We start from the raw sequence: 24,833 nt of genomic DNA, 5'->3' as shown, positions 1-24,833 counted from the left end.
AAAATGAAATATAAATCTATTAAGCTATTGGAGGGTATTTAATTATGAAAAAAACTAAAGTATTATTTGGCATTGTGGCTATTGTCGCAGGGATGGCTCTAATCGCAGGCTGCGGTTCTAGTGAAAAACCGGCGGCTCAGACTCCTGCGGTGCAGGAACAGGCGACCGGCCATCAGGGACATAGCGCGACAATGCCTAAGGAAGATCCCATGCCGATCATGAAGGATATGGACAAAGCGTTGCAAGACGTAGTAAAGCAAGTAAAGGGCGGCCAAACGATGGATGCCCAAAAGAGCGCGGCACAGCTCGTGAGTACAGTGGACAAAGTTCTTCCCCATATGATGGATGACGGTCTGGAAGATCATTTGCGTAAAACAGCAAAAGACATTAAAGACAGCGTAAATTCGGGAAAAACGGATCCGGGTGCTCTTGAAAGTAAAGTCAAAGACATGCGGGCTATTATGAAAGAGACTACAACGCATCTGCAAAGCATGAATCACTAGAAAAACCTATAGGAGGAGCGGCTGATGAAAAAATGCCTGACAATCCTATTTGCCGGATTGCTGTTTAGTAGTGTTGCCGGAGTTCAAGCCGCTCCGGTTTCTGGGTATAATCAGTTTGTAGCGTCTCTGGATTCTATCTTGGAGGTGTCGATGCCGGTAGCTGATGAACAGCTTATTGCAGCCCGGCTGCCGGCTCAGCCTAATGGACAGGCGGCCAGGGCCCTGGCGATCGCTGGCAATATGCTGGGGCAACCGGTAGTATGGGGTGGAGCTTCGCCATCCCAGGGCTTTGACTGTTCCGGTTTAGTTCAGTATGTATACCGGCAGGCTGGTATTAATCTGCCTCGCACTGCCGACCTGCAGTTTTTAGTTGGGCGGACGGTCTCGCCGGCAGCTCTGCAGCCAGGTGACCTCGTCTACTTTACTACTTATGAGCCGGGGGCATCTCATGTAGGGATCTATATCGGTGACAGTAAGTTTATTCACACATCTTTTTCTAAAGGCGTAGTGGCCATCGGAGACATGCGGGACAATTATTTCGTTCAACGGTATTACGGAGCCAAACGGGTTTTGTGACCTCACAAGAAAAGCTTCCAGGATAGCCTGGAAGCTTTTTGCATGAATATTCATTGTATACGACTAGGGTGTGTCTTCAAGCTAACCGAATGATTGATGACACAAAAAGCGTCGTCGGAAGCGTTTTACATGCCCTGGTGGGCAAGCATAGGAAAAATGAATTTCATACACATTACTAATGGACAAAGCATATAATATTACATAACGTGGATAGGAGGGAAGGCTATGGAATGGGGCGGAAGTTGGAATTGGATTTGGATTATTCTGGGGATGGTAATTCTGGCAATATTGCTGGGATTGCCCATATTGTTGCTTATCGGTTTTGCGTTAGGAATGGCTTTTGACTCCTATTGGAAAAAATTATTAGCGGAATTTGACTTTAACTTTGGTGATACTCCTGCTTGATATACGAAAATTTTATAAGCATCAATAAAGCTTTTTGGCATAGAATAGTAGAGTGGTAGATTTTTTATTAAAGGAGTGTGGTTTGAGGTGTTAATCCATATGCCCTGTAATTGTGTTGTTGTCTTCAACCAATTTGGCGTAGGAAAGTGCGCGGGTTGCGGTAAGGAGATTAGTGTAAAAATATCCAATAAGTAAAAAGTCATTTACCTTTGGTAAATGACTTTTTACTTATTGAGATAATTGATAATGGAACTTATTTCCAGGAAATAAGTTGAAATAAGATAAACGAAGAGTATAATTTGTTTTTGGCCGGCCAAAATAAAAAATAGTGTCAGTAGAATACGCTGTTAATGATAAAGATAACAAAGTGGGGTAACGGTTATGTCTTATACCAGCAAAGTATATCATTTCTGGCAGGAAAGAAACATTGACAGTAAGGTCTATGTGAAACTTCCTACGATGATAAAAAAAGCAACGCAAATTAGTGGCGATACAATGATAAAGCAACAAATCGGAGTAGACGGTTCTTTGGACAACGACAGGCAGGAAGGTATGGAATATGACTAGGGAATCGCTGATTTAATGAGCCAGCCAGCCTGGCGAGAGATTCTTTCGGCTGGCAAGGAAGTAAAACCGCAGGAATAGTGGTTCCTATTTCAAGGTTTTGCTGATGCAGTCAGATGGAAAAAGATCCGCCAGGCTGCGCAGTATGAATAAATCAGTGATTCCCTAGATCCTTGGCACGTGCAGGAAGATTGCTGTTGACTGAGCTATGATTAAGGAGTATAATAAATAAAACAATACCTTTAAGCTGGTTCTGTGAGACCGGTAAGGATACATGAGAACGTTGATGCCTTTCTGTGTGCTCACATGCAGAAAGGCTTTTGTTTTGCTTGACAGTCTTTGAGAAAATTTGCTAGTATATATATAAGTTAATATTGCATAAATAAACAATTACTTTAAACTGGTTCTGTGAAACCGGAAAGGCTGTTGCGGAGTTAGTTTAACAGTGTATTGCTAGCAAAGAAGGCTTATTTAACCGAAAAATACAAATACTATCCTTTAAGTTAATCCAGAGAGGTTGGCAAGGATGTTAAGTGTTTAACTGGTATTTTAGTCATTGCCGGAACTTGTCTTAACATAACTCCTTGCCGCCTGGGCAGGGAGTTTTTACATTCAAGAGGAGGATTGGCGTTATGAGTATGGCTAGAAGTCAGGTATCGCTGCGGGGAAAAGATATTTTGGGATTGCAGCATATGACGGTCCCTGAAATTCAATTGGTGCTAAACACGGCCCAAGAGATGAAGGGAATTATCCGGCGTGATATTAAAAAAGTGCCTACTTTGCGAGGAAAATCCATTATAAATCTGTTTTTTGAACCAAGTACCAGAACGAGGACATCCTTTGAACTGGCCGGGAAATACCTGGGGGCTGATGTAGTGAATATTACTACCAGTGCGAGCAGTGTAGTGAAAGGAGAAAGCCTGCGTGACACCTTAATGACGGTGGAGGCTATGGGTGTCGATATCATTGTCATGCGTCACGAAGCGGAAGGTGCAGCGCAGTATGCGTCAAAGGCAGTGAGCCCGGTCATCATCAATGCCGGGGACGGAGCTCACGAGCATCCTACCCAAGGGCTTTTGGATATGCTCACTATCTTGCAAAAAAAGAGTGGGTTTGCCAATCTGAAAGTGGCGATTGTTGGTGACATTTTGCATAGCCGCGTGGCGCGTTCTAATATCTGGGGACTGCAAAAAATGGGCGCCGAAATTCACTTGGCCGGGCCGCAGACCCTCATGCCGCGGGATATCGAAAAAGCCGGAGTCTATGTACATAATCGAGTGGAAGATGCTCTGGAAGGTGCCGATGTTGTTAACATCCTGCGAATTCAGCGGGAACGGCAGCAAAAGGGGCTTTTCCCGTCGGCAAGGGAATATGCCCGGATTTTTGGTATAAACAAAGACCGGCTAGCTTTGGCAAAACCGGATGCCCTCGTTATGCATCCGGGACCGATGAACCGGGGGCTGGAAATTGCGCCTGATGTGGCGTACAGTGATCAGTCAGCAATTCAGGAGCAGGTTCAAAATGGACTGGCTGTGAGAATGGCGCTGTTGTTTCTGGTATTGATGGGAGGGAAAGAGATTGAAGCTATTAATTAAAGGTGGCAGAATTATCAACCCGGCCAAAAATTTTGATGCCATAGGCGATATATTGATCGAAAATGAGAAGATTATTCAAATCGGCAGCGATATCAACGCGCCTGATGCCAAGGTTTTTCCGGCTGCGGGCTTGGTGGTTGCTCCGGGATTTGTTGATATGCATGTACATTTGCGGGAACCGGGACTGGAGGCGAAGGAGGACATTGCTTCCGGAACACGGGCAGCCGCGGCCGGTGGGATTACTACGATAGCCTGTATGCCAAACACGAAGCCGGTTATCGATAATGCCATTTTGGTGGCCGGAATCGCGCAACGGGCCCAACTCGAAGGGGCTGTGCATGTGAAGGTGATCGGGGCCCTGAGCAAGGGGCAGGAAGGCAAGGAGCTGGCTGAAATAGGCGATATGCTGCTAAGCGGTGCAGTCGCTATTTCCGACGACGGCCATTATGTGGAAAGTGCTAAATTGTTGAAAACAGGTTTGGAATATACGGGAATGTTTGATAAAGCAGTCATCTCCCATGCCGAGGATGAATCGTTGGTGAATGAGGGACATATGCACGAAGGGGCGGTATCGGCTATGCTGGGCATTAAAGGACGCCCTTCAGTAGCTGAGGATATTGCTGTGGCCAGAGATATTATGCTGGCCGAATACACCGGTTCACGGATTCACATCGCTCATATCAGTTCCCAAGGTGCAGTCGAACTGGTTAGACAGGCTAAAGCGCGCGGTATTAAGGTCACTGCCGAGGTGACACCGCAACATTTATCCTTGACCGATGAGGTTGTTGCGGATTTTGATTCTACGGCAAAGGTGAATCCCCCCCTGCGATCGAATGAGCATAGGAAAGCGCTGCTTGCCGGGCTTAAAGACGGCACTATTGATGCCATCGCAACAGATCACGCACCCCATGCCTTTGAGGAAAAGGATCGTGAATTTCGGTTTGCGCCCAGTGGATTTGCCGGTTTGGAAACTTCCATAGGTGTTGTGCTTTCAACCTTGTACCACAGCGGACTATTCACCCTGCCGGAAATTGTTGCACGGATGTCGGCCAATCCTGCCCGGATACTGGGGATTGAAGCCGGTGTATTGGAGGAAGGAAAACTGGCCGATATTACCATTATCAATCCAGATTTAGAATGGACCGTTGACAGCCGGAAGTTTTATACCAGAGGAAAATTGACTCCTTTTGAAGGAAGACAGCTAAAAGGCAAAGCGGTGGCTACTATCGTTAAAGGCAAGATGATTATGCAGAATGGTGAGGTGTTGGAATGAACGGGAAATTGATCTTGGAAGACGGCAGTATTTTTTATGGGTATTTATTACATGATATGGTGACTACCGGTGAAGTAGTCTTTAATACAGGCATGACAGGGTATCAGGAAATTTTAACAGACCCCTCTTATTGTGGGCAGATTGTAACGCTGACCTATCCGCTGGTGGGCAACTACGGTGTGGCTGATATTTTTGAACAGGCCAGGCAGTCCTATGTACGCGGGTTTGTTATCAGTGAGTTGTGTGAGCTTCCTAGCAATTGCTTGATGGAGAAAACGTTGGGAGATTACTTGGTCTCACGGCAAATCCCCTGTATTTATGGCGTAGATACACGGGCGATTACAAAAAGAATCCGTTCTCAGGGGACCATGAAGGGAGTTATTGCGCCGCTGGCGGCAACAGAAGATGAAGTGACGGAACTGCTGGCACAGCCGTTAACCCGCGATGTTGTCAAAGAGGTGACTACCCGGGAAGTTTACACGATTGCCGGCAATGGGCCGAAAGTCGTTGTCATGGATTTTGGGATTAAACGCAATATCTTAAACTCGCTGCATCATATTGGCTGTGATCTGGTGGTCGTACCGGCAGATACACCGGTAGAAACGATCATGGAACTGCAGCCGGAGGGTGTATTTCTGTCCAATGGCCCGGGAGACCCGAAGGATGTGCCCGAGGCGATCGAAACAGTAAAATCGTTGCTGGGCAAAAAGCCGATGTTTGGTATTTGTCTGGGACACCAGTTGCTGGCGCTTGCTCTTGGCGCCGATACGTATAAGCTGAAATTCGGCCACCGGGGCTCCAACCAGCCGGTTAAGAATCTGGCAATGAACCGGGTGCATATTACCTCGCAAAATCATGGGTACGCAGTAGATGAAGCATCTTTATCGGATAAGGACGTAATCATTACTCACCGCGCCGTAAATGACGGTACGGTGGAAGGCATGCGTCATAAAAATTTGCCGGTGTTTTCCGTACAATATCATCCTGAAGCAGCTCCGGGACCGGATGACAACACCTATTTGTTTGATGAATTTCTAACGCTGCTGAACGGAGGAAAATAACATGCCGAAAAAAACAAATTTACGCAAAGTATTGGTAATTGGGTCCGGACCGATCATTATCGGTCAGGCGGCTGAATTCGATTATGCCGGCACACAGGCTTGCCGGGCTTTGAAAGAGGAAGGCCTGGAGGTTGTACTGGTCAATAGCAATCCGGCTACGATCATGACTGATGCCAATATTGCCGACCGCGTGTATATTGAACCGCTTACGCCTGAATTTGTGGAAGAAGTCATTGCCAAGGAACGCCCCGACGGTGTACTGGCAACGCTGGGCGGTCAGGCCGGCTTGAATCTGGCGGTAAAACTGGCCGAGCGGGGTGTACTGGAAAAATATAAAGCCGAACTGTTGGGGACATCACTGGAAGCGATCAAAAAAGCGGAAGACCGGGAATTGTTTAAATTGACGATGCAAAAGATCGGTGAGCCCATCCCGGAAAGTACGATTGTGGAAGACATAGAGAGCGCCAAAGCCTTTGCCGATCAAATCGGTTTTCCGATTATTGTGCGTCCCGCTTATACTCTGGGGGGAACCGGCGGCGGAATTGTAAACAACACGGAAGAACTGATTGATGTAGTAAACCGCGGTTTGAAATACAGTATGATTGGTCAAGTGTTGATTGAACGCAGTGTGGCCGGCTGGAAGGAAATTGAGTACGAAGTCATGCGGGATGCCGCCAACAACTGCATTACCGTTTGTAATATGGAAAACTTTGATCCCGTGGGCATTCATACCGGTGACAGTATCGTTGTTGCACCTACGCAAACCTTAACCGACCATGAATATCAAATGCTGCGCAGTGCATCACTTCGGATTATCCGTGAACTGGGCATCGAAGGCGGCTGCAATGCACAGTACGCCCTGGACCCTAACAGCAGCCGCTATTATGTCATTGAAGTCAATCCCCGGGTTAGCCGGTCCAGCGCCCTGGCTTCTAAGGCTACGGGATATCCGATTGCCAAAGTGGCTACTAAGATTGCGATAGGCTATCATCTGGATGAAATTCAAAATGCGGTAACCCAGAAGACGATGGCCTGCTTTGAGCCTACTCTGGATTACCTGGTGGTTAAATTCCCAAGATGGCCCTTTGACAAGTTTATTTCCGCCGATCGGATTCTGGGGACCCAGATGAAAGCCACCGGTGAGGTTATGTCCATCGACCGGACGTTTGAGGCGGCTTTACTGAAAGCGGTCCGTTCGCTGGAAATCGGCCTGCATCATGTCGGCATTCCCGAACTGGCAAAGTTGTCAACCGAAGAGATACATGCTAATTTGAGCGAGGCCAATGATGAACGGTTATTTGTAGTGGCGGAAGCACTGCGGCGTGGGATCAGCGTGGATGAAATTCACCGGATTACCGGAATTGACGAGTTTTTCCTGCAAAAAATACTGAATATCGTACAAATGGAAACGCGCCTGAAAGAGGAGGCCTTGGCGCCGGAACTAATGCTGAAAGCCAAAAAGATGGGCTTTGCCGATAAAACGATTGGCGGGATTAGACAGCAGCCAATTGATGAAATCAGAAAGCTGCGCAAAAGTCAGCAGATTGTTCCTTGCTACAAAATGGTGGATACCTGCGCGGCAGAATTTGAAGCGGTGACTCCCTACTACTATTCGACCTACGCCCAGGAGGATGAGGTCAGCATCACCGACCGGCGTAAAATCATTGTGCTGGGGTCCGGTCCGATCCGCATCGGACAGGGAGTAGAGTTTGATTATTGCTCGGTTCACTCCGTGTGGGCTTTACGGGAAATGGGCATTGAATCCATTATCATTAATAACAACCCGGAAACGGTAAGCACCGACTTTGATACGTCGGACAGACTGTATTTCGAACCGCTTACCCCGGAGGATGTATTAAATATTATCGATAAAGAGGAACCGGAAGGCGTTATTGTACAGTTTGGCGGTCAAACCGCCATTAATCTGGCCGAACCGCTGGCCAAGGCCGGCGTTAAAATCATGGGTACCAGCGTGGAAGACATCGACCGGGCCGAAGACCGGGAAAAATTTGACGAGGTACTTGAGCAAAGCGGCATACCACGTCCGAAAGGAACTACCGTTACCAATACGGAAGATGCCATAACCGCCGCGGCAGAGATTGAGTATCCTGTAGTCGTTCGTCCGTCCTATGTACTGGGAGGACGCGCGATGGAAATTGTCTATAACGAAACCGAGCTTAAAGATTACATGGGCCGGGCGGTTAAGGCTTCGCCGGAGCATCCGGTGCTGGTGGACCGCTATATGCAAGGAACGGAAGTAGAGGTAGATGCGATTTCCGACGGAACCGATGTCTTTATCCCGGGCATCATGGAGCATGTGGAGCGGGCGGGTGTTCACTCCGGCGACAGCATCGCCGTATATCCAACCCAAACCTTGTCGAAAAAGGTGCTGGCTACGGTTGTTAACTATACGCAGCGTCTGGCCAGAAGCCTGCGGGTTAAAGGACTTATCAATATTCAGTATGTAGTGGTTGATGAAGAGGTGTATGTTATTGAGGTAAACCCACGCTCCAGCCGGACCATTCCTTTTTTAAGCAAGGTAACGGATATACCGATGGTTAACGTGGCTACAAGAGTGGCGATGGGGGCGACCTTGGCTTCCCTTGGCTATCAATCGGGCTTACTGCCGGCTAAACCCTATACGGCTGTGAAAGCTCCCGTATTCTCCTTTGCCAAGATGCAGCAGGTAGATATCTCGCTGGGGCCGGAAATGAAGTCCACCGGTGAAGTTATGGGTACTGATTATCACTATGCCAGAGCGCTATATAAGGCAATTGTGGCTGCCGGTATGAATATTCCTGAGTATGGGACCATTCTGTTCACCGTGGCTGACAAGGACAAACAGGAAGCCGGCGAACTGGCTAGAGGCTTTGCCGAATTGGGCTACAAACTGGTTTCTACGGCCGGAACGGCGAAGTATCTACAATCGCTGGGTCTAGCGGTGGATACGGTGCAAAAAGTGCATGAACATTCAGCCGATATCATTCAGATGATCAAAACAGGAAAAATCAACATGGTGGTCAACACGATCACTCATGGCAAACAGCAGCAAAGCGACGGTTTTAAAATTCGCCGGGCAACAGTAGAGCATGCGATTCCTTGTCTGACTTCGATCGATACGGCACAGGAAGTACTGGAGGTGCTGGGCTTTATGCGGGAACGCCGCTTGATTTACGCGTTGGCTTTACAGGATTATGTGGGCGGAGGCGATGATCTTGCCTAAACTGGTAGTGAAGGCGACGGTTGTCAGGCATACTAACATAACCAGTCAGGTAAAACAGTTGGTTCTTCAGGCACCGGACATTGCTGAACAAACCGTACCGGGGCAGTTTGTGCATATCCGGGTAGCGGATTGCTACGAACCGCTGCTCAGGCGTCCGATCAGTATTTCCAATGTGGACCGGGCTAATGGAACGATCTATCTGATCTATCGTGTTGTCGGGAGAGGCACGCAGCTTCTGGCCCGTTTGAAACCCGGTGATCTGCTCAATTGCATGGGGCCATTGGGCAACGGCTTTACTTTGCAAGGGAAACGGCCGCTGCTGGTTGGTGGAGGCATGGGGCTGGCGCCATTGGTTTATTTGGCGGCTACCCTGTGTCCTAATCCGGTAACGGTGCTGATGGGTGGCCGGACAGAACAGGAGATGTTTTGGAGCGGTATTTTCAAGAGCTTGTGTGAAAACCTTCATATTACCACCGACGACGGCAGTCTGGGACAGCGTGGCATAACACTGGATCTATTGCCGGAACTGCTGAGAAGTAAGTCCTTCGATATGATCTATACCTGTGGGCCAAGCCGGATGATGGCCGGTGTGGCGAACTATGCTGCGACCTACAAAATTCCCTGCCAGGTCTCGTTGGAGGAATATATGGCCTGCGGTGTCGGGGCTTGCCTGTCCTGCACCTGTGAAGCCACGAAAGGACCCAGAAAGAAGACCTGTACGGATGGTCCTGTTTTCTGGTCGGGGGAGGTTGTTCTATGAGCAAGCCTAAGCATATGTTACAAACTGAAGTGGCCGGAATAAGGATGAAAAATCCGGTGATGGCTGCATCAGGTACCTTTGGGTTTGGGGTTGAGTACCGGGAATTTCTTGATTTAAACCAAATCGGTGCCATCGTGGTCAAAGGTATAACCTTGAAGCCAAGGGCCGGCAATTGCGGCCGGCGGATTGCCGAGACTCCAGCAGGGATACTTAACGCAATCGGGTTGGAGAATCCCGGGGTGGAAGCTTTAATTGATGATATTTTACCAACGCTGCGAGATTTTGATGTTCCGGTACTTGTCAATATTTCCGGTAATACAGTGGAAGAATACGGAGAACTGGCTAAACGACTGGATAAAACAGGCATTGCCGGTATTGAGATTAATATATCCTGCCCCAATGTAAAAGAGGGGGGGATTGCGTTCGGAACAAACGGCGACAGTGCAGCGGCCGTAGTAAAAACGGTGAAGGCGAATACGGCTTTGCCGGTTATAACCAAGCTGTCACCCAATGTCACCGATATTGTGGCTATGGCGTTGGCTGTAGAAGCCGCCGGTTCCGATGCTATCTCGTTAATCAATACTCTGGTGGGGATGGCGGTGGATATTCATAGCTGGCGTCCCGTACTGGGCAATGTAGTGGGCGGCCTTTCCGGGCCGGCAGTCAAACCGGTGGCACTTCGGATGGTCTGGCAAGTTTGTCAGGCGGTAAAGATTCCGGTCATTGGCATGGGCGGTATCATGACGGCGGAGGACGCCATTGAGTTTATGCTTGCCGGGGCCAGTGCCGTCATGGTGGGAACGGCAAATTTTGTTGATCCCCAGACGATAGAAAAAGTGGTAACCGGATTGGAAGAATATGTAGTGGAACGTGATTTGAGCTGCATACAGGATGTTGTGGGAAAACTGAAGGTAAACTAACCGGTAGGGGAGTGACGCGCCATTGGTGGGAGATAAGCGATTAATCGTGGCACTGGATGTGCCGAATATGAACCAGGTCAGAAATTTGGTAGAAAAACTGGGTGATTCCGTAAGCTATTATAAAGTGGGAATGGAGCTTTATTACAGTACCGGCAGAGAGGTTATCGCCTATTTACGCAGTCTGAATAAAGATGTATTCCTGGATCTGAAGCTGCATGACATACCAAACACGGTAGCGCAGAGCTTGGGCGTACTGACCGAACTTGGCGCTTCCATGCTGAATATTCACGCTTCCGGTGGCTTGGCTATGATGAAAGCGGCCAGCCAGGCAGTTGCGAATAAGGCGGCTCAGTTGGAAGTTTCCCGGCCTGCGTTAATTGCTGTTACCGTACTGACCAGTATCGACGCTGCAGACTGGGCTAATTTACGGCATGATATGAGTATTAAAGAGCATGTTGTACATTTGGCAAAACTGGCACAGTCTGCCGGAATTGACGGTGTGGTCGCTTCACCGCAGGAAGCGGAAGCCATCCGTGCAGCTTGTGGCGAACGGTTCATCATCGTAACTCCGGGGGTTAGACCGCAAGGCGCGGCTATCAACGATCAGAGCCGGATTGCCACACCGCGGGAGGCCTTGAAACAAGGCGCCCACCATTTGGTCATCGGGCGTCCGATTACGGCAGCCGCCGATCCACGGACTGCTGCTCTGGAAATTTGCAAAGAGATGGAGGCTGTCTAAGATGAATGAAGCAGAAGTAAGACAGTTATTTGTTGATTCAGGGGCTATTATGGAAGGGCACTTTTTACTGACCTCCGGCTTGCATAGCCCTTTGTATGTAGAAAAATTTCAAGTCCTGCAATATCCGGAATACACGGCGAAACTGTGCGCCGCGCTGGCGGCAAGATTTGTAAATGATCATATCGAACTGGTTGTTGGACCGGTAACAGGCGGCGTTTTATTGGCCCATGAAGTCGGGAAAAACTTGGGGACCCGGGCTATTTTTACGGAAAGAGAAAATGGCAAGATGACACTTCGCCGGGGGTTTGTTATCAAACCAGGCGAACGTGTGCTTATTGTGGAAGATATCGTAACCACCGGCGGTTCGGTAGATGAAGTTATTTCCGTAGTTCGTCAACAGGGCGGCACACCGGTAGCAGTCGGTATGCTGGTTGACAGAAGTGGTGGCAAGGTGGACTTTGGGATACCGTCGCAGGCTCTTCTGCATCTGACAGTGGACACTTATACGGCAGAACAATGTCCGCTTTGTGCGGCGGGAAAACCGTTTACCAAAAGGGGAAGCCGTAAATTGTAAGGGTAAATTGTCCTCCCTGCTATGGTTGAAATGGCAGGGGGGAATAATTTAGTTTAAAGAGGATTGAGTTTTTTTCCAGCTTATGATATGATGATTATTGCAGTTGTTAAAACTGTGTTTGGCCCGGTGGTGTAGTGGTTAACATGCCGCCCTGTCACGGCGGAGATCGAGGGTTCAAGTCCCTTCCGGGTCGCCACGCTATCATTTCTAGTAATTTAAATAAAAAACATGCTTGACATAATTAAAATAATATAGTAAAATTATATGCGTGGTAAAGAAATAAAATCTGCGGAAGTAGCTCAGTGGTAGAGCATCGCCTTGCCAAGGCGAGGGTCGCGAGTTCGAATCTCGTTTTCCGCTCCATATCTAGGGGTATAGCTCAATTGGTAGAGTAGCGGTCTCCAAAACCGTTGGTTGAGGGTTCAAGTCCTTCTGCCCCTGCCAGAAAACACAAGGCTCTCAGCGATTTGCTGAGAGCTATTTAATTTCATGGGAAATAATGAGGTAATCATTATTTGTACCCGAGCTACGGTTTGAAAGTTCAAATCTCGCGTTGCCCGCGCCAATAAAGCTAAAAGCCTTCTAACAAATCGTTAGAAGGCTTTTAGTAATTTGGAAGGCAATGGACTCATCGGCGTTAACAAGTCCAGCGTAATATCTTTTCAGTAATATTTAGGTGAGCATTTCATGGTTACATCATTAAATTACTTAATAAAGTCTTGGGTTACATACACTTTGCCCTGACTGTCATACGCCACACCAATACCGACTGTAGTGTAATTGGCGTTTAGTATATTTGCACGGTGGCCTGAACTATTCATAAAAGCAGTTTCGGCCGCCTCAACACTAGTATTCTCTGCAATATTTTCGCCTGCCGCGGTATAAGAGATACCGGCTGCTGTTAAACGGTCAGTAAATGTTTTTCCATCGGGGTTGGTATGTGAAAAGAAGCTACGGGTGACCATATCTTGTGAGTGGCTCCGTGCTACTGCGGTTAATGCGGAACTTACTTTTAAATCCGCCAAACCGTTCGCTCTCCGATCGGCATTCATAAGCTGGGCAGCCTGCTGTTCTGCAGCGCTAACGTCGGAGGTCGTTGTTGCTGACGTTCCTGTCGTTCCGGATGAACTTCCGTTATTGGTTTTAGGGCTAACAGTACTTGAAGAGTTGTTTTTCGAGTCGTTTATTTTGGTAATGGAGCTAATATTCCATTGCGTCTTATTATTATTCAACTGCAAAACAACATTATAAATACCATGTTGGTGATTAACTGAAACAATTGCTTGTGTAGCCGATTTCTTGACTAAGGAGAATGTATCTGTTTTGGCATTGAAACCCAGCTTATTGGCCGAAGCTTTAACTACTTGCAGTGGATCTTGCGCGACGTTGTTCGCAGTTTGGTTTTGGCTGCTTGGAATTACAGAATTACTTGTCTTTGCCGTATTATAAAAAACTTGCTGCTGTGAGTTGGCCGCATAGACCGGTAATGCTGATGCCGTCATCATGTATAATCCTAAAGTTGTACTCAATAATCCCAGGGTTACATCGTGGTGCAATTTTTTCAATATAGTCGCCTCCGATTTATATTATAAGAAATACGTGAACATAATTTCTTATGCTTCTACAATACAGGTTAATTTTTAAAAACTTCTTAATAAGCATAGTGAAATATTTGGTAGTTGGTTTTTTCGGGAAACATTACATTGTCTCAATTTGTATGAAATAGACAAAAAGAGAACGAACCTATAAAAGGAGAAAAAGGTTACTGATAATGCTAAGTTTTGTCTAATTTTCAAAGTCGACATTTTGGATAATTTTCGCCATAATGTAATCGGATAGCTCGGCGATGCTTTAAGTGAACGAAAATCGGTTATATACGGGCAGCAAAAAACAAAGTAATATACAATAAGTTGAAGCCTGAAGGTCTTGGAGGACGAGAAGGTATTCTCAGAGAAAAATCGCAGGGAAGAAAGCAATAGATCCCACTCAGGAAATTTATGTTTAGTAAAAAAGACAACCCGATTTATATAGAATACAGTGGTCATCTGGCACGAAATGCAAGGGGATTCCTGAAAATTATGGATAGACTATCGGATAAAGCTGGGAGTTTGGTCCAGTTTTAAGAAACATCAATACTGCAATACTACAAGGGGGAGAAGTAATGGTTAAAATACCATTGAAAACAAGATATACTAGATTGAAAAGGGGAGGAGATAGCCCAATAACCATAGGGGCATGACTGCCTGTTAAGCAACTCTAAGCTAATTTACAATACGATTATCTTTTGAGGAGGTTAACTAATGGAACAAGAATCCAAATGTAACAATCAGGAAAAACAACTTATGCGTTTATCTGAAAACAAGCCTGTGGGTGTTAAAGAAAAGGAACGTGAAGGGGTATTTGTAAACGGCTTTATATGTCAATACTGCGGTCTTCACTTTAATCTGTTCTCATGGAAAGCCAACAGACACAGGAGCAGTAACACCTATTGCCCGGAATGTGGAAACAAAGGTTCCTTTATTCACTATCGCAAGGCATTAAGTAATAAGAAGGTTAGGGACGAGGCTTCGAAGGATGAAATCTTCAGGCATGTTCCGTTAGAGGGCAGTCAGTTAATGCCAGATAGCATTGTAATTCCCAAAGCGGGGAAATAGGTCTGAGATTAAATGAGAATTAGTGGGGAAAAGAGGATTTTTGAACGATTTGATTGATTAATACCTTCTCGTTTATTATGGATTTCCAGATATTTTTCAAAGTCCATTGGTTGAGGATTAAGTCCTGCGAAACCTGCTGTCACTTTTTTATTTGTCGATATAAAGCGTATAATGAAGTGTTACTAACTTTATTATTACTTGCGAGGGATAGATCGTTTAGTATAAATAGTAGCTAACAATAACTGTCATAAATTTGTCATGTCTTTCCTCTAAAATCAAAATACAGAGAATTAAACGAGGAAAGGTGTGCATATTCTATGAGAAACAAGAAAGTGCTTTCAGCTTTGGTGGGGCTTTTTATGATGGGGATGACTACCAGTGCGTTTGCCTGGTCGCCTGAACTGGAGGGAAGGCCTGACGATTTCCATATAGTGAAGAATCAAGGATATTTTATTTGGCATGATGACGCGGGGCTGCATCTGAGAACAACTACCAAAGGGCAGGATCATGTTTACACAGGAGTCCTGCGGACTGATGGCCGCTTTGTCAATGTTCACGGTGTGCGTTTGGAAAACGATGACAGATACAAGGTTACATCCTTTGGGCATAAGCTGGAATTTCGGTTTGAAACAATTGGCGCATCTGATGGAATTGATTTTAGGGTTGACGGTGGAGATAGAGTTGATTTTGACTTATTCGTCGATGGACACAAAATTTCACCGAAAAAGATTTATGGAGGAGAAGACGACTGGCATCCTCGGTCCAATAGTTTCAAAATTCTTCGCTGAATATGAAGAAATTCCCGGCTGCAAAAGGACCGGGAATTTCATTTTATAAGAGGCTTATTCATTTCTTTTTAGTACTTCTTCCCGCAACATGGACCAGACTGTTTGGAAAATTTGATTGTATTCTGTGGTGGTTCGTATGGCAATGATGTCACGGGGACGGGGTAAGTCGACGGTGATGATTTCTTTTACGGTTCCCGGGTTGGCGGTCATAATTAAGATGCGGTCACTGAGGCAAATGGCTTCATCAAGACTATGGGTAATGAAAACCGTGGTTTTTTGAGTGGTTTCCCAGATGCGCAGTAGTTCCTCTTGAAGGATGATTCTGTTTTGTTCATCCAGCGCGCCAAAGGGTTCATCCATGAGGAGGATTTCCGGATCATTGGCAAAGGCGCGGGCAACGCTGACCCGTTGTTTCATTCCGCCCGATAATTGGTTGGGATATGAATTGATAAACCTGATTAAACCAATCATTTCGATGTATCGTTTAGCAATTTGGTCTCTTTCCTTTTTAGGGATGCCGCGCATTCTTAGCCCATATCCCACGTTATCTAAAACTGTCATCCAAGGAAAGATTGACTGTTCCTGAAAGACCATGGAATTGACAGGTCGGTCATTGTTTGCTGCTGTAATAGTAATATTGCCGGACGATGCTTCGCTTAATCCGGCCAGAATACGCAGTAGTGTGGTTTTGCCGCAGCCACTGGGTCCTACAATGGAGAAAAATTCGTTTTCCTTAATTTCAGCGGATATATCCTTTAATGCAGTGACTGTCCCGGATGGGGCAGGAAAGATTTTGCTGACATTTTTTAAAAGTATACGGTTATGGTTATTCATATGGCCGGCCTCCTGCAGACTAAGATTGTTTCCAAGGAAGTGCCAAGCGTTCAATCAGATCCAATAACAATGAAAATATATAGCCAAGAATGGAAAGCGTAATTAACGCAGCAAACATTTGCTCGATGTCAAACATATCGTAGGCCCGCCAAATCATCCAGCCGATACCTGCCTTAGCTGCAGACAGTTCAGCGGCCACGATCAAAATAAGAGCCATTCCCATTCCTAGTTTTAAACCGGCAAATATAGTAGGCAATGCTCCCGGTAAGGCTACTGTTAGGTAAAAGTCTTTCCGGCTGGCACCAAAATTCTTTGCTACATCTAAATAGATTTTGTCAATAGTGAGAACCCCCACCATCGTGTTAATAACTACCAGATAAAAAACTCCAATGGCAATGGTGAAAACCTTGGAGGTTTCCCCTAAGCCAAAAATCAATAGGATTAACGGCATAAGTGCCAGTTTGGGAATAGGATAGGTAGCACTGATTAAGGGCTCAAAAGTTGAACGGACAAATGGTGACAGCCCCATGCTGATACCGATCAGGATACCCGGAAGCGATCCGGCAATAAACCCTAAAATAATACGCTGTACGCTGATCCAGGTATTATAGGGCAAGTCTCCGGAAACCAGTAGCGGAATGAAAGCTTGCAAAATGTGGCTTGGGCTTGAGAACAATCTGGTATCAATCAGACCGGCTCGTGAACTGAATTCCCATAATAACAGCAAAGTAAAAGGGGACAGAACAGATAACAATTTTAAAATATATTTTTTGTTATCCCACATGATATAGTTTCCTCTCCAGAAAAGATTGATAGTGCCTTATCTTATTGATATTTTCCCAGAATATGTAGTGCGAAATCTACATATTGATTGTCAACGGCATCTTCAAACTGAATGTCGGACTTTAATAGATTGTGTTGCCTATACCAGGCAAGATCCATTTCTATTCCCTTGGTACGGACATAGCCATCAGGATTTAAGCCGGTAGGAAACATTTTGTCATATAGTTGAGGGTCTTTTACAACAGAGTATCGGGAAAGGATGGATACAATCTCAGCTTTATTCAGATCCTTGAAAAAAGCGTCGTTATAATCGCGTAGCGCTTTGATATAGGCAGTCATAAAGCGATTGGCCACATCGGGGTTTTTCGTCAGGCTGGTACCGAAAACAAGCAAGGCTGTTTGTGCATCCGGATCATATTCGACAGGGTCTTTCCAGGGATCAAGTATGCCTTTTTCCATGCCTTGTACAATAAATGGTTCAATGACCATCGCGGCGTCAATGCTCTTGTTGCCTAATGAAACCAGCATGTCGGGAAAGGAGCGAATGACTTGTAAATCAATGTCTTGCGTCGTCAAATTAGCTTTTTGCAATACCCGGGATAAGGCTATTTCATCCAAGGAAGCTGTACCTACGATTGCTATGCGCTTTCCCTTTAGGTCGCTGTAATCCTTAAGTGAATCAACAAGGTCTTTGCGGATGACCAAACGGTAATAGCCCTTGCCAGGTACGTTAATCCCTTTATCTGCCACGATTTTAACCGGAATATCCCTGGACATTGCATTAAGTAAACCGGAAGCGCTCACGGTTGCTCCCACATCCAACTGACCTGCGGCTAGTTGATTGATCATTTCCTGACCGGAATTAAATTGGATAGGTTCGATGGTAATGCCAAGATCTTTATAGTATCCTTTAGCCATGCCGATTAAGATGCCGGCATCGGAGACTGCCTGTTTCATGCCGACTTTTACCGTTGTTTCTTGTGCCAGAGGATTGAGACTAGCAGCCCAGGCTGGTGCATTTTTTAGGTGGCTTGAGTTAGTTGCCGGCTGGGAACCGCAGGCGGTGATCATCAGTATGACTATAAGCAGTATTGCAAGCTTAGCCCACAAAACTTTTTTCATGACGTAGCCCTCCTTAAACGATTTAAGTAATCTATAGTATTCTTAAATCGTTTATTTAGCCACAGGTTTGCAGGTTTTTTCTGCGAAATAACGAATACCAAAGTTGGAGGACGAAATGGAGAAAATAATTGAACAAATAAAAGAGTGGACTTTACTTAGTAAACTCCCCAAGGAATTGGAAGGGTTTACATTACAACATATTTCCCGGCAGGAAGGGACGAAATATTTTATATTCGCTTATCAAAACGAAGGCCGTCACAGAAAATTGACGGTTTTATATGATGCTGCTACGAAAGATTATTTAGGACGGGTTACTATCGGGTTGACGGAGTTTTGTGATACGACTTTTATTGTAACTAGCTTAGATGCTCTTGAAAAAATTCTATTGGAGAAACTGCGAATCACATTACAGCGGATGGCCTGTTTTGATGTCAATACGGTAGAAAGTATTGTCGTGCAAAAAAAAATATTAACCTGGCAATATGAACATATGCTGCCCAAACGGATTGCTGATTTTGAGTTGTTTATTGCACCTAATGAACCCCTGAGAATAATCAATGGTTCATACATTATCATAGAATATAGTCATTTTGCCACAGAAAGTAATCTTGTTATATACTATAATATTTACAGAGATGAATTTTTTGGGGAAATGCGCATCTGCCGTACGCCTCAGATGACGGCTGATTTTGATGCAGGTTCATTGCAGGAACTGGAAGAGAAGTTGGGGAAGCGGTTAGTTGCTACGTTGGAAACTATGCAATGTCAAATAGGTTAATGCCAGAGCTGTAATTTTCTTACTTCGGATGAATACATCTAGATAAGGCGGGGTTTAATATGGCAAGGATATTGGTTTGTGATGATTCGGCTTTTATGCGCATGATGTTAAAACGGCAATTAACGGAAGAAGGGCACGAAATTGTCGGGGAGGCTGGTGACGGAAAGCAAGCAATTGAAATGTATTTTAAAGTTAGACCGGATATAACGACTATGGACATAACTATGCCAGGTTTGGATGGCATACAGGCTGTCAAGCATATACACGAGGAAGACCCGCTGGCTAAAATTATTATGGTAACAGCCTTGGGACAGCGAGCGATCATTACTGATGCGCTGAAAGCCGGAGCATCGGACTTTATCATAAAACCATTTGAGCCGGAACAGGTAAAAGTGACAATAAATAAAATATTAGCTGAAATAAAAAAATAATGTAGATAATCATGTTGACATAGTATGGAGTAAATGATAGAATATCATTCGTGGCCATAAGTTAGTATATGACAAGCTGTTGTGAAAAAATAAGCATTGACATCATATGGTTGCTGTTGTATACTAGATTATGCGGTTTGAAGTACGGCCCGGTGGTGTAGTGGTTAACATGCCGCCCTGTCACGGCGGAGATCGAGGGTTCAAGTCCCTTCCGGGTCGCCATTCACTTAATGCCTCGGTAGCTCAGTCGGTAGAGCAGAGGACTGAAAATCCTCGTGTCGACAGTTCGATTCTGTCCTGAGGCACCATATTATGCGGAAGTAGCTCAGTGGTAGAGCATCGCCTTGCCAAGGCGAGGGTCGCGAGTTCGAATCTCGTTTTCCGCTCCATTCATTCGGCGGCATAGCCAAGTGGTAAGGCAGAGGTCTGCAAAACCTTTACTCCCCAGTTCAAATCTGGGTGCCGCCTCCAATTATTATTTTTGAATAAGAGATGTATGTTTAACTATCTTGGATTGTTCTGCGAGTGTGGCGGAATCGGCAGACGCAACGGACTTAAAATCCGTCGGGACTTAACTCCCGTACCAGTTCAAGTCTGGTCACTCGCACCAAAGCTAACAAACTGTTCTATGTGAAAATAGAACAGTTTTTTTATTTTCTTACCATTTTTATAAAAATATGAATTTTTTGTTGAGATATTTAGTTTAATAGAAGGATTTGGTAAATAATTATGGAAATATTTTATGAAATATTTAATTGATAAAAACCTTTCTATATTTTCCTTTACATGTTTGCTTATACCATAAAGATATTCCTGGGGATCATATTTAATGAAATGCCGGAGGGATATTATGAGAATGGAAAAGCTGCTACAAATTATTGAAAGGTTAAGAAAACGGTTAAATACGAAGGGAAAAGACAGTCAGTTAACAGATGAAGATGTTCTTCTGCTTAGTACCAAGTTAGACAGATTTCTGAATAAACTGATTAACCTGGAACAGAACAAACAAAAAGGACAATTGCTGTACGGAAATGCCGGTATGTTGAACGATAAAGCTGAATCGTGATTTAACTATTGCTGGGAGGAAAACATATTGTATTGGAATCAGCCAATTGAAACGATGGAAGTGGGAAGACTCAGAGAGTTGCAGGCTCAAAGATTGCGGGAATTAGTTGCAGCTCTTTATCACAAATCGGCTTTTTATCGTTCCAGAATGCAGGAACGTGGTTTGCTGCCGGAGGATATTTCTACCTTAGCGGATATTGCAAAACTGCCGTTTATAACCAAACAGGATATGCGGGATAATTATCCCTATGGATTGTTTGCCGCTCCGCTAAGTGAAATCGTACGGGTTCATGCCTCCAGCGGTACCACCGGCAGGCCGACGGTGGTGGGATATACCAAGAAGGATATCGGCATTTGGTCGGAAGTAATGGCGAGGTCTTTGGCGGCGGCCGGTGTTACTAAACAGTCTTTTATACAGATTGCTTACGGCTATGGCCTGTTTACAGGGGGACTGGGGATGCACTATGGTGCTGAACTATTAGGTGCTTCGGTCATTCCCGCTTCCAGCGGTAATACGGCAAGGCAAATTTTGTTGATGAAAGACTTTGGTACTACGGCCATAGCCTGCACACCCTCCTATGCTTTATATATTGCTGAAACCATGCGGGAAATGGGAATTAATCCGGAGGATACGTCATTAAAAGTAGGCATTTTTGGTGCTGAGCCATGGTCTGAACATATGCGTCATGAAATTGAAGAGCAATTGGGTATTAAAGCGATCGATATTTATGGTTTAAGTGAAATCATTGGTCCCGGTGTGGCTTGTGAGTGCCAGGTGCAGAACGGTTTACATATTAATGAAGACCATTTCTACCCTGAAATTATTAATCCCTTAACCGAAGAAGTTATGGGTGAGGGGGAAAAGGGTGAACTTGTCATTACGACGTTAACTAAAGAGGGGATGCCTATGCTCCGTTATCGCACCAGGGATTTGACCATCCTGCGACGTGATATCTGTGAGTGTGGGCGGACTTTGGTACGGATGGGCAAAGTGCTGGGCAGAAGTGATGATATGCTGATTATTCGTGGCGTAAATGTATTCCCTTCCCAAGTAGAAAGTGTTCTGCTCAGTCTGGGGCAGACTTCTCCTCATTATCAGCTTATTGTGGAACGCAAGGATAATTTGGACCATTTAACCGTACTGGTAGAAGTTACTGACAGTATGTTTTCGGATGAAGTACGCCAACTGGAAACTTTGGAGCATAAAATTAAAAGTGAACTGTCTCATGTATTGAATGTATCCGCCCAAGTGAGATTAGTGGCGGCTAAGACCATTGAACGGAGTGAGGGAAAAGCTAAGCGGGTAATTGATAAACGGAAAATATAACGTAAGGAGGGGTGTTATGATTATTCAGCAAGTCTCCGTGTTTTTAGAGAATCAGCCAGGAACGCTGATTGGTGTTTTGGCAGTATTAAAAGAAAATGGTGTAAACATCCGGGCCTTATCTTTGGCTGACACAGCAGATTTTGGCATTTTGCGATTAATTGTCGATGATCCGCAAGCGTTAGAGGAGATTCTGCGTAAGGCCGGATTGACTGCTAAGCTTACTTCTGTTTTAGCGGTAACAGTGAAAGACCGTCCCGGTGATTTAGCCGAACAAATAGAAAAATTGGCCGAGGCCTTCATTAATATCGAATATATGTACGCCTTTGCTGCGGTTAATGACAAAGATGCGCATGTGGCACTAAAAGTGGATGACGTTGTTAAGGCCGAACAGATACTGGGATAGCTCCCGAAGGAATCTCGTCGATGACCCTGCGCAAGCTTGCTGCAGGGTTTATTTATATTTATAAATAGCAAGGTCTTTTCTGGCAGAATGATAGTAAAAATGTTATAATAGCACTTACGAGATAAAGGCAGTGCCCTTATCTGCATACGGTATGAGTATTTTTTAAGGAGATTCTTACGACATAATGAAAAATGTGTATGACCAAGTGAGTCTTTTTTATAATAGTGAGCCGATGGACCTAGTCTCCATAAAACGGGAATGGGTGGAAAGTTTTTTGCGTTATAAGGCCTGGCAGGGTGCTGCCGACAGTGAGTTGCGAAAACTATGGCAATCTATACAGCTTTTAATCATTTATTTGCAATACGCCGATAATGAAGATCTGGATGAACTGACGGTACAAGATTACGTCCTGTTGATTGAATGGCTATCTACCCATGTTAAGGGATTCAAAATGTCGCTTAAAAATGTACGAGACTTTTTTGCTGTGTTAATTGAATTCCAGCAACATTTGGTTAATAAAAGAATTATGAGTAATTGTACTGAGATTGAACGAGCTGCCAGTGATATAGCCGGCGGGAAAAAGCTAAAGCTTACCAAGCTATTGCCAAGCAGAGATTTAGCCTTATTAAGCGATGACTTGAGCACTGTATTCACGGACCCTTCGCTGCAAAACCAGGAAATGGTAAAGGTCATCGGGGAAACTGTAGAACATTTAATGATAAAATTGGGGACATATTATCAGCAAGATGATTTCAATGAGGATTTTGATCGTGCCTTGTATCTATATACCGGTCCGTTAGAGAACATTCCTGACGATGGAAAGGAAGAATTTTGGCTGGGATTTTGGGATTATTTTTTGTTTGATTATCATTTGTTAGCGAGTGATAATACGCCGCTTGCCCATTTTTACCAGACTTTTTCCGAACGTTTATCCAACGATGAACGACAGATTCTGAATGATTTACAGAGTGCACAGTTTACAGTGTTTTACGTTGACCGTATATTGAACCAGGACTGGGTAGAATGCGTTAATCTGTTTACCAATGAGAGATTTGAACTGCCCTTCCTTTTTGATTATAATTCGCTGAAGAAGCTGCTATTCTACGGACATATATTCTCGCAAGGGATGATTGTGATTAATTATGTTACCAGCATAGAAGTCAGCAAAAATCTGCGGCGGCGTATACGGGAGGAAGTCCTGCGACAGAAAAGGGTTTTTGAGATACAAAAACCCGGCGTGGACCTAATAAGTTTTTTTAAGCGCCATGCCCTGGTGGTGCGTCATACCATTGATATTCTTGTAACACTGGCCAAAGTAAATGTTACACCCAATTCACAAATCGAAAGAAATTTTCCTAAGGCGGTTTTGAGCCGTGAGCCTCATGCAGGTGTAATGCAACGACTAAAGCGTATATACGCCAGTTATGGCTTTTCTAAACATGATGCAGAACTGATACGAGCCATGTGGCATGATTTTTGTCAATTGACTGATATCATTGTGCGAAAGCCGGAGGTTTGGGTAGCCGTATTATTATATAGTTATGCTCAGATCAATTACTTAAATAATGTCACAGTAGAGAGCCTGGCAGCCGATATGCATATTTCAGAAACAAGTATCTACAAAAATAAAAACAAACTAAGCCGGATTTTGGAACTAAGACCCTTTGATCCACGCTATTTAGGGGAAGAAGGCTTTGTAGTTTCGTTATTCATGCCGTAATATATGGAGGGAGAGCGGAATGGAGTGTAAACGATGCGGACGTCAATTGTCGGAGGCTGAGACGGATTGTCCTTATTGCAAGGCAGAATCCCAGCCGGTTCATATTCTAACTCCTGAGGAGCGGCAGGACTTTAAAGGAGTAACTATTGAACAGGATTCGGATAACCGGTATAGCGATACCCAGTATGAACGGCCGCAGTATTCGACTAATGAGCGGATTTTTGTGCGGCAGGTCAAATTTAATAGTTTAAGCGGAGGTTGGTTTAGCAAACTTGTGTGGGGTTTGATTCTGGCTGGTATCGTGATGTTTGCCTTTTCTTCCCTATTCGTTGTAGCCCTCGTTGGCGCAATATCATGGCTGATCTTTCGTATCTTTCGTTAATATAAATAAAAACCACGATAGGGAAACACCTTATCGTGGTTTTGTTTTTTGCGTAAGCGAATACCACATGCTATGCATGTGGTTCCAAAAAGCTTATAGCTATACGTCGAAAAAAACAGCCTCTTTTGTTAGAATAAATGCAGGTTTGCCGACCGCATAACTCTAAACAAAGGAGGCGCATCCAATGGATGATACTAAGAGTTTAGCACAATAGTAAATGGCGGTGCAAATATCATATAGTATTTGCACCAAAATATCGTAGACAGGTGATATATGGAAAAATAAAAGCGGATATAGGAGTGATTCTAAGGAAGCTGTGTGAGTACAAAGGTGTGGAAATTTTAGAAGCTAAC

The 24,833-nt window shown here is 45.0% G+C and carries 25 protein-coding genes, 8 tRNA genes and 1 pseudogene; 30 read left to right on the top strand and 4 right to left on the bottom strand.

All coding sequences use genetic code 11. The annotated features are described in order from the left end of the window. Positions 1-44 precede the first annotated feature (44 nt). From F3H20_RS15655 to F3H20_RS15585, 15 genes are all read left to right on the top strand, one after another. The gene (locus F3H20_RS15655) at positions 45-503 is read left to right on the top strand and encodes a hypothetical protein (protein ID WP_149735834.1); all 459 of its coding nucleotides are present in this window, start codon (positions 45-47) and stop codon (positions 501-503) included. A 24-nt stretch (positions 504-527) separates the two neighbouring features. Continuing rightward, complete coding sequence (locus tag F3H20_RS15650; protein ID WP_149735833.1) at positions 528-1,079, top strand: C40 family peptidase; 552 nt, start codon at positions 528-530, stop codon at positions 1,077-1,079. 225 nt (positions 1,080-1,304) lie between these two features. Next, complete coding sequence (locus F3H20_RS15645; protein WP_091748970.1) at positions 1,305-1,484, top strand: hypothetical protein; 180 nt, start codon at positions 1,305-1,307, stop codon at positions 1,482-1,484. Between the two features lie 381 nt (positions 1,485-1,865). Beyond that, a complete protein-coding gene (locus F3H20_RS15640; RefSeq protein WP_091748973.1) occupies positions 1,866-2,051 on the top strand; it encodes a hypothetical protein in 186 nt (61 codons plus the stop codon). Between the two features lie 635 nt (positions 2,052-2,686). Then, complete coding sequence (locus F3H20_RS15635; protein WP_149735848.1) at positions 2,687-3,643, top strand: aspartate carbamoyltransferase catalytic subunit; 957 nt, start codon at positions 2,687-2,689, stop codon at positions 3,641-3,643. Next, complete coding sequence (locus tag F3H20_RS15630; RefSeq protein ID WP_149735832.1) at positions 3,627-4,916, top strand: dihydroorotase; 1,290 nt, start codon at positions 3,627-3,629, stop codon at positions 4,914-4,916. The genes F3H20_RS15635 and F3H20_RS15630 overlap by 17 nt, the downstream gene beginning before the upstream one ends. Continuing rightward, positions 4,913-5,977, top strand: a complete 1,065-nt coding sequence (gene carA / locus F3H20_RS15625) for a glutamine-hydrolyzing carbamoyl-phosphate synthase small subunit (RefSeq protein WP_149735831.1) — start codon at positions 4,913-4,915, stop codon at positions 5,975-5,977. Before F3H20_RS15630 ends, carA begins: the two co-directional genes overlap by 4 nt. Before the next feature lies 1 nt (position 5,978). After that, on the top strand, positions 5,979-9,200 hold the full coding sequence (carB, locus tag F3H20_RS15620) for a carbamoyl-phosphate synthase large subunit (protein WP_149735830.1): 3,222 nt from the start codon (positions 5,979-5,981) through the stop codon (positions 9,198-9,200). Next, on the top strand, positions 9,193-9,960 hold the full coding sequence (locus F3H20_RS15615) for a dihydroorotate dehydrogenase electron transfer subunit (protein WP_149735829.1): 768 nt from the start codon (positions 9,193-9,195) through the stop codon (positions 9,958-9,960). The genes carB and F3H20_RS15615 overlap by 8 nt, the downstream gene beginning before the upstream one ends. Continuing rightward, a complete protein-coding gene (locus F3H20_RS15610) occupies positions 9,957-10,880 on the top strand; it encodes a dihydroorotate dehydrogenase (protein WP_149735828.1) in 924 nt (307 codons plus the stop codon). Before F3H20_RS15615 ends, F3H20_RS15610 begins: the two co-directional genes overlap by 4 nt. 25 nt (positions 10,881-10,905) lie before the next feature. Next, positions 10,906-11,619 (top strand): orotidine-5'-phosphate decarboxylase, encoded by a 714-nt coding sequence (gene pyrF / locus F3H20_RS15605; RefSeq protein ID WP_394349574.1) that lies wholly within the window; start codon positions 10,906-10,908, stop codon positions 11,617-11,619. Position 11,620: 1 nt separating this feature from the next. Further along, on the top strand, positions 11,621-12,193 hold the full coding sequence (pyrE, locus tag F3H20_RS15600; protein ID WP_149735826.1) for an orotate phosphoribosyltransferase: 573 nt from the start codon (positions 11,621-11,623) through the stop codon (positions 12,191-12,193). Positions 12,194-12,313: 120 nt separating this feature from the next. Continuing rightward, positions 12,314-12,389, top strand: a tRNA-Asp gene (locus tag F3H20_RS15595). Positions 12,390-12,481: 92 nt separating this feature from the next. Beyond that, positions 12,482-12,556: transfer RNA gene (locus F3H20_RS15590), tRNA-Gly, on the top strand. 5 nt (positions 12,557-12,561) lie between these two features. Further along, positions 12,562-12,637 (top strand) — tRNA-Trp (locus F3H20_RS15585). Positions 12,638-12,897: 260 nt separating this feature from the next. Here F3H20_RS15585 and F3H20_RS15580 read toward each other — a convergent pair. Then, positions 12,898-13,758, bottom strand: a complete 861-nt coding sequence (locus tag F3H20_RS15580; RefSeq protein WP_149735825.1) for a CAP domain-containing protein — start codon at positions 13,756-13,758, stop codon at positions 12,898-12,900. Between the two features lie 735 nt (positions 13,759-14,493). Here F3H20_RS15580 and F3H20_RS15575 point away from each other — a divergent pair. Both F3H20_RS15575 and F3H20_RS15570 read left to right on the top strand, forming a co-directional pair. Next, the gene (locus tag F3H20_RS15575; protein WP_149735824.1) at positions 14,494-14,847 is read left to right on the top strand and encodes a hypothetical protein; all 354 of its coding nucleotides are present in this window, start codon (positions 14,494-14,496) and stop codon (positions 14,845-14,847) included. Positions 14,848-15,164: 317 nt separating this feature from the next. Continuing rightward, complete coding sequence (locus tag F3H20_RS15570; RefSeq protein ID WP_149735823.1) at positions 15,165-15,635, top strand: hypothetical protein; 471 nt, start codon at positions 15,165-15,167, stop codon at positions 15,633-15,635. Positions 15,636-15,689: 54 nt separating this feature from the next. Here the strand turns inward: F3H20_RS15570 and F3H20_RS15565 are convergent, their stop codons facing one another. From F3H20_RS15565 to F3H20_RS15555, 3 genes are read right to left on the bottom strand one after another with little or no spacing between them, the layout of a single operon-like run. Continuing rightward, positions 15,690-16,469, bottom strand: coding sequence for an ABC transporter ATP-binding protein (locus F3H20_RS15565; protein WP_149735822.1), 780 nt, complete (start codon positions 16,467-16,469; stop codon positions 15,690-15,692). A 19-nt stretch (positions 16,470-16,488) separates the two neighbouring features. Continuing rightward, positions 16,489-17,253: an ABC transporter permease gene (locus F3H20_RS15560; protein WP_149735821.1), complete on the bottom strand. Its 765-nt coding sequence runs from the start codon at positions 17,251-17,253 to the stop codon at positions 16,489-16,491. A 41-nt stretch (positions 17,254-17,294) separates the two neighbouring features. Then, positions 17,295-18,374, bottom strand: coding sequence for an ABC transporter substrate-binding protein (locus F3H20_RS15555; protein WP_149735820.1), 1,080 nt, complete (start codon positions 18,372-18,374; stop codon positions 17,295-17,297). 115 nt (positions 18,375-18,489) lie between these two features. On the opposite strand from F3H20_RS15555, the gene F3H20_RS15550 reads away from it, so the two are divergent. From F3H20_RS15550 to F3H20_RS15490, 13 genes and pseudogenes are all read left to right on the top strand, one after another. Beyond that, entirely contained in the window at positions 18,490-19,152 is a 663-nt protein-coding gene (locus tag F3H20_RS15550; protein ID WP_149735819.1) for a hypothetical protein, read from the top strand. 59 nt (positions 19,153-19,211) lie between these two features. Beyond that, the gene (locus F3H20_RS15545; protein ID WP_149735818.1) at positions 19,212-19,583 is read left to right on the top strand and encodes a response regulator; all 372 of its coding nucleotides are present in this window, start codon (positions 19,212-19,214) and stop codon (positions 19,581-19,583) included. A 146-nt stretch (positions 19,584-19,729) separates the two neighbouring features. Further along, positions 19,730-19,805: transfer RNA gene (locus F3H20_RS15540), tRNA-Asp, on the top strand. A gap of 10 nt (positions 19,806-19,815) precedes the next feature. Continuing rightward, a tRNA-Phe gene (locus tag F3H20_RS15535) sits at positions 19,816-19,891 on the top strand. A gap of 6 nt (positions 19,892-19,897) precedes the next feature. After that, positions 19,898-19,972: transfer RNA gene (locus F3H20_RS15530), tRNA-Gly, on the top strand. Between the two features lie 7 nt (positions 19,973-19,979). Further along, positions 19,980-20,054 (top strand) — tRNA-Cys (locus F3H20_RS15525). Positions 20,055-20,104: 50 nt separating this feature from the next. After that, a tRNA-Leu gene (locus F3H20_RS15520) sits at positions 20,105-20,193 on the top strand. Between the two features lie 240 nt (positions 20,194-20,433). Beyond that, positions 20,434-20,649: an aspartyl-phosphate phosphatase Spo0E family protein gene (locus F3H20_RS15515; protein ID WP_223191803.1), complete on the top strand. Its 216-nt coding sequence runs from the start codon at positions 20,434-20,436 to the stop codon at positions 20,647-20,649. A 27-nt stretch (positions 20,650-20,676) separates the two neighbouring features. Then, entirely contained in the window at positions 20,677-21,975 is a 1,299-nt protein-coding gene (locus tag F3H20_RS15510; protein ID WP_223191802.1) for a phenylacetate--CoA ligase family protein, read from the top strand. A 16-nt stretch (positions 21,976-21,991) separates the two neighbouring features. Continuing rightward, a complete protein-coding gene (locus F3H20_RS15505) occupies positions 21,992-22,378 on the top strand; it encodes an ACT domain-containing protein (protein ID WP_188128364.1) in 387 nt (128 codons plus the stop codon). A gap of 184 nt (positions 22,379-22,562) precedes the next feature. Beyond that, complete coding sequence (locus tag F3H20_RS15500) at positions 22,563-24,098, top strand: hypothetical protein (protein ID WP_223191801.1); 1,536 nt, start codon at positions 22,563-22,565, stop codon at positions 24,096-24,098. Positions 24,099-24,117: 19 nt separating this feature from the next. Beyond that, positions 24,118-24,480: a YIP1 family protein gene (locus F3H20_RS15495; RefSeq protein WP_149735816.1), complete on the top strand. Its 363-nt coding sequence runs from the start codon at positions 24,118-24,120 to the stop codon at positions 24,478-24,480. A gap of 184 nt (positions 24,481-24,664) precedes the next feature. Next, a pseudogene (locus F3H20_RS15490) lies at positions 24,665-24,833 on the top strand (transposase); the annotation flags it as partial.

Origin of the sequence: Propionispora hippei DSM 15287 (assembly GCF_900141835.1) — a bacterium.
Taxonomy (GTDB): Bacteria; Bacillota; Negativicutes; order Propionisporales; family Propionisporaceae; genus Propionispora; species Propionispora hippei.
The sequence above is the reverse complement of the archived record's forward strand: the minus strand, read 5'-3'. Positions and strand labels throughout refer to the sequence as shown.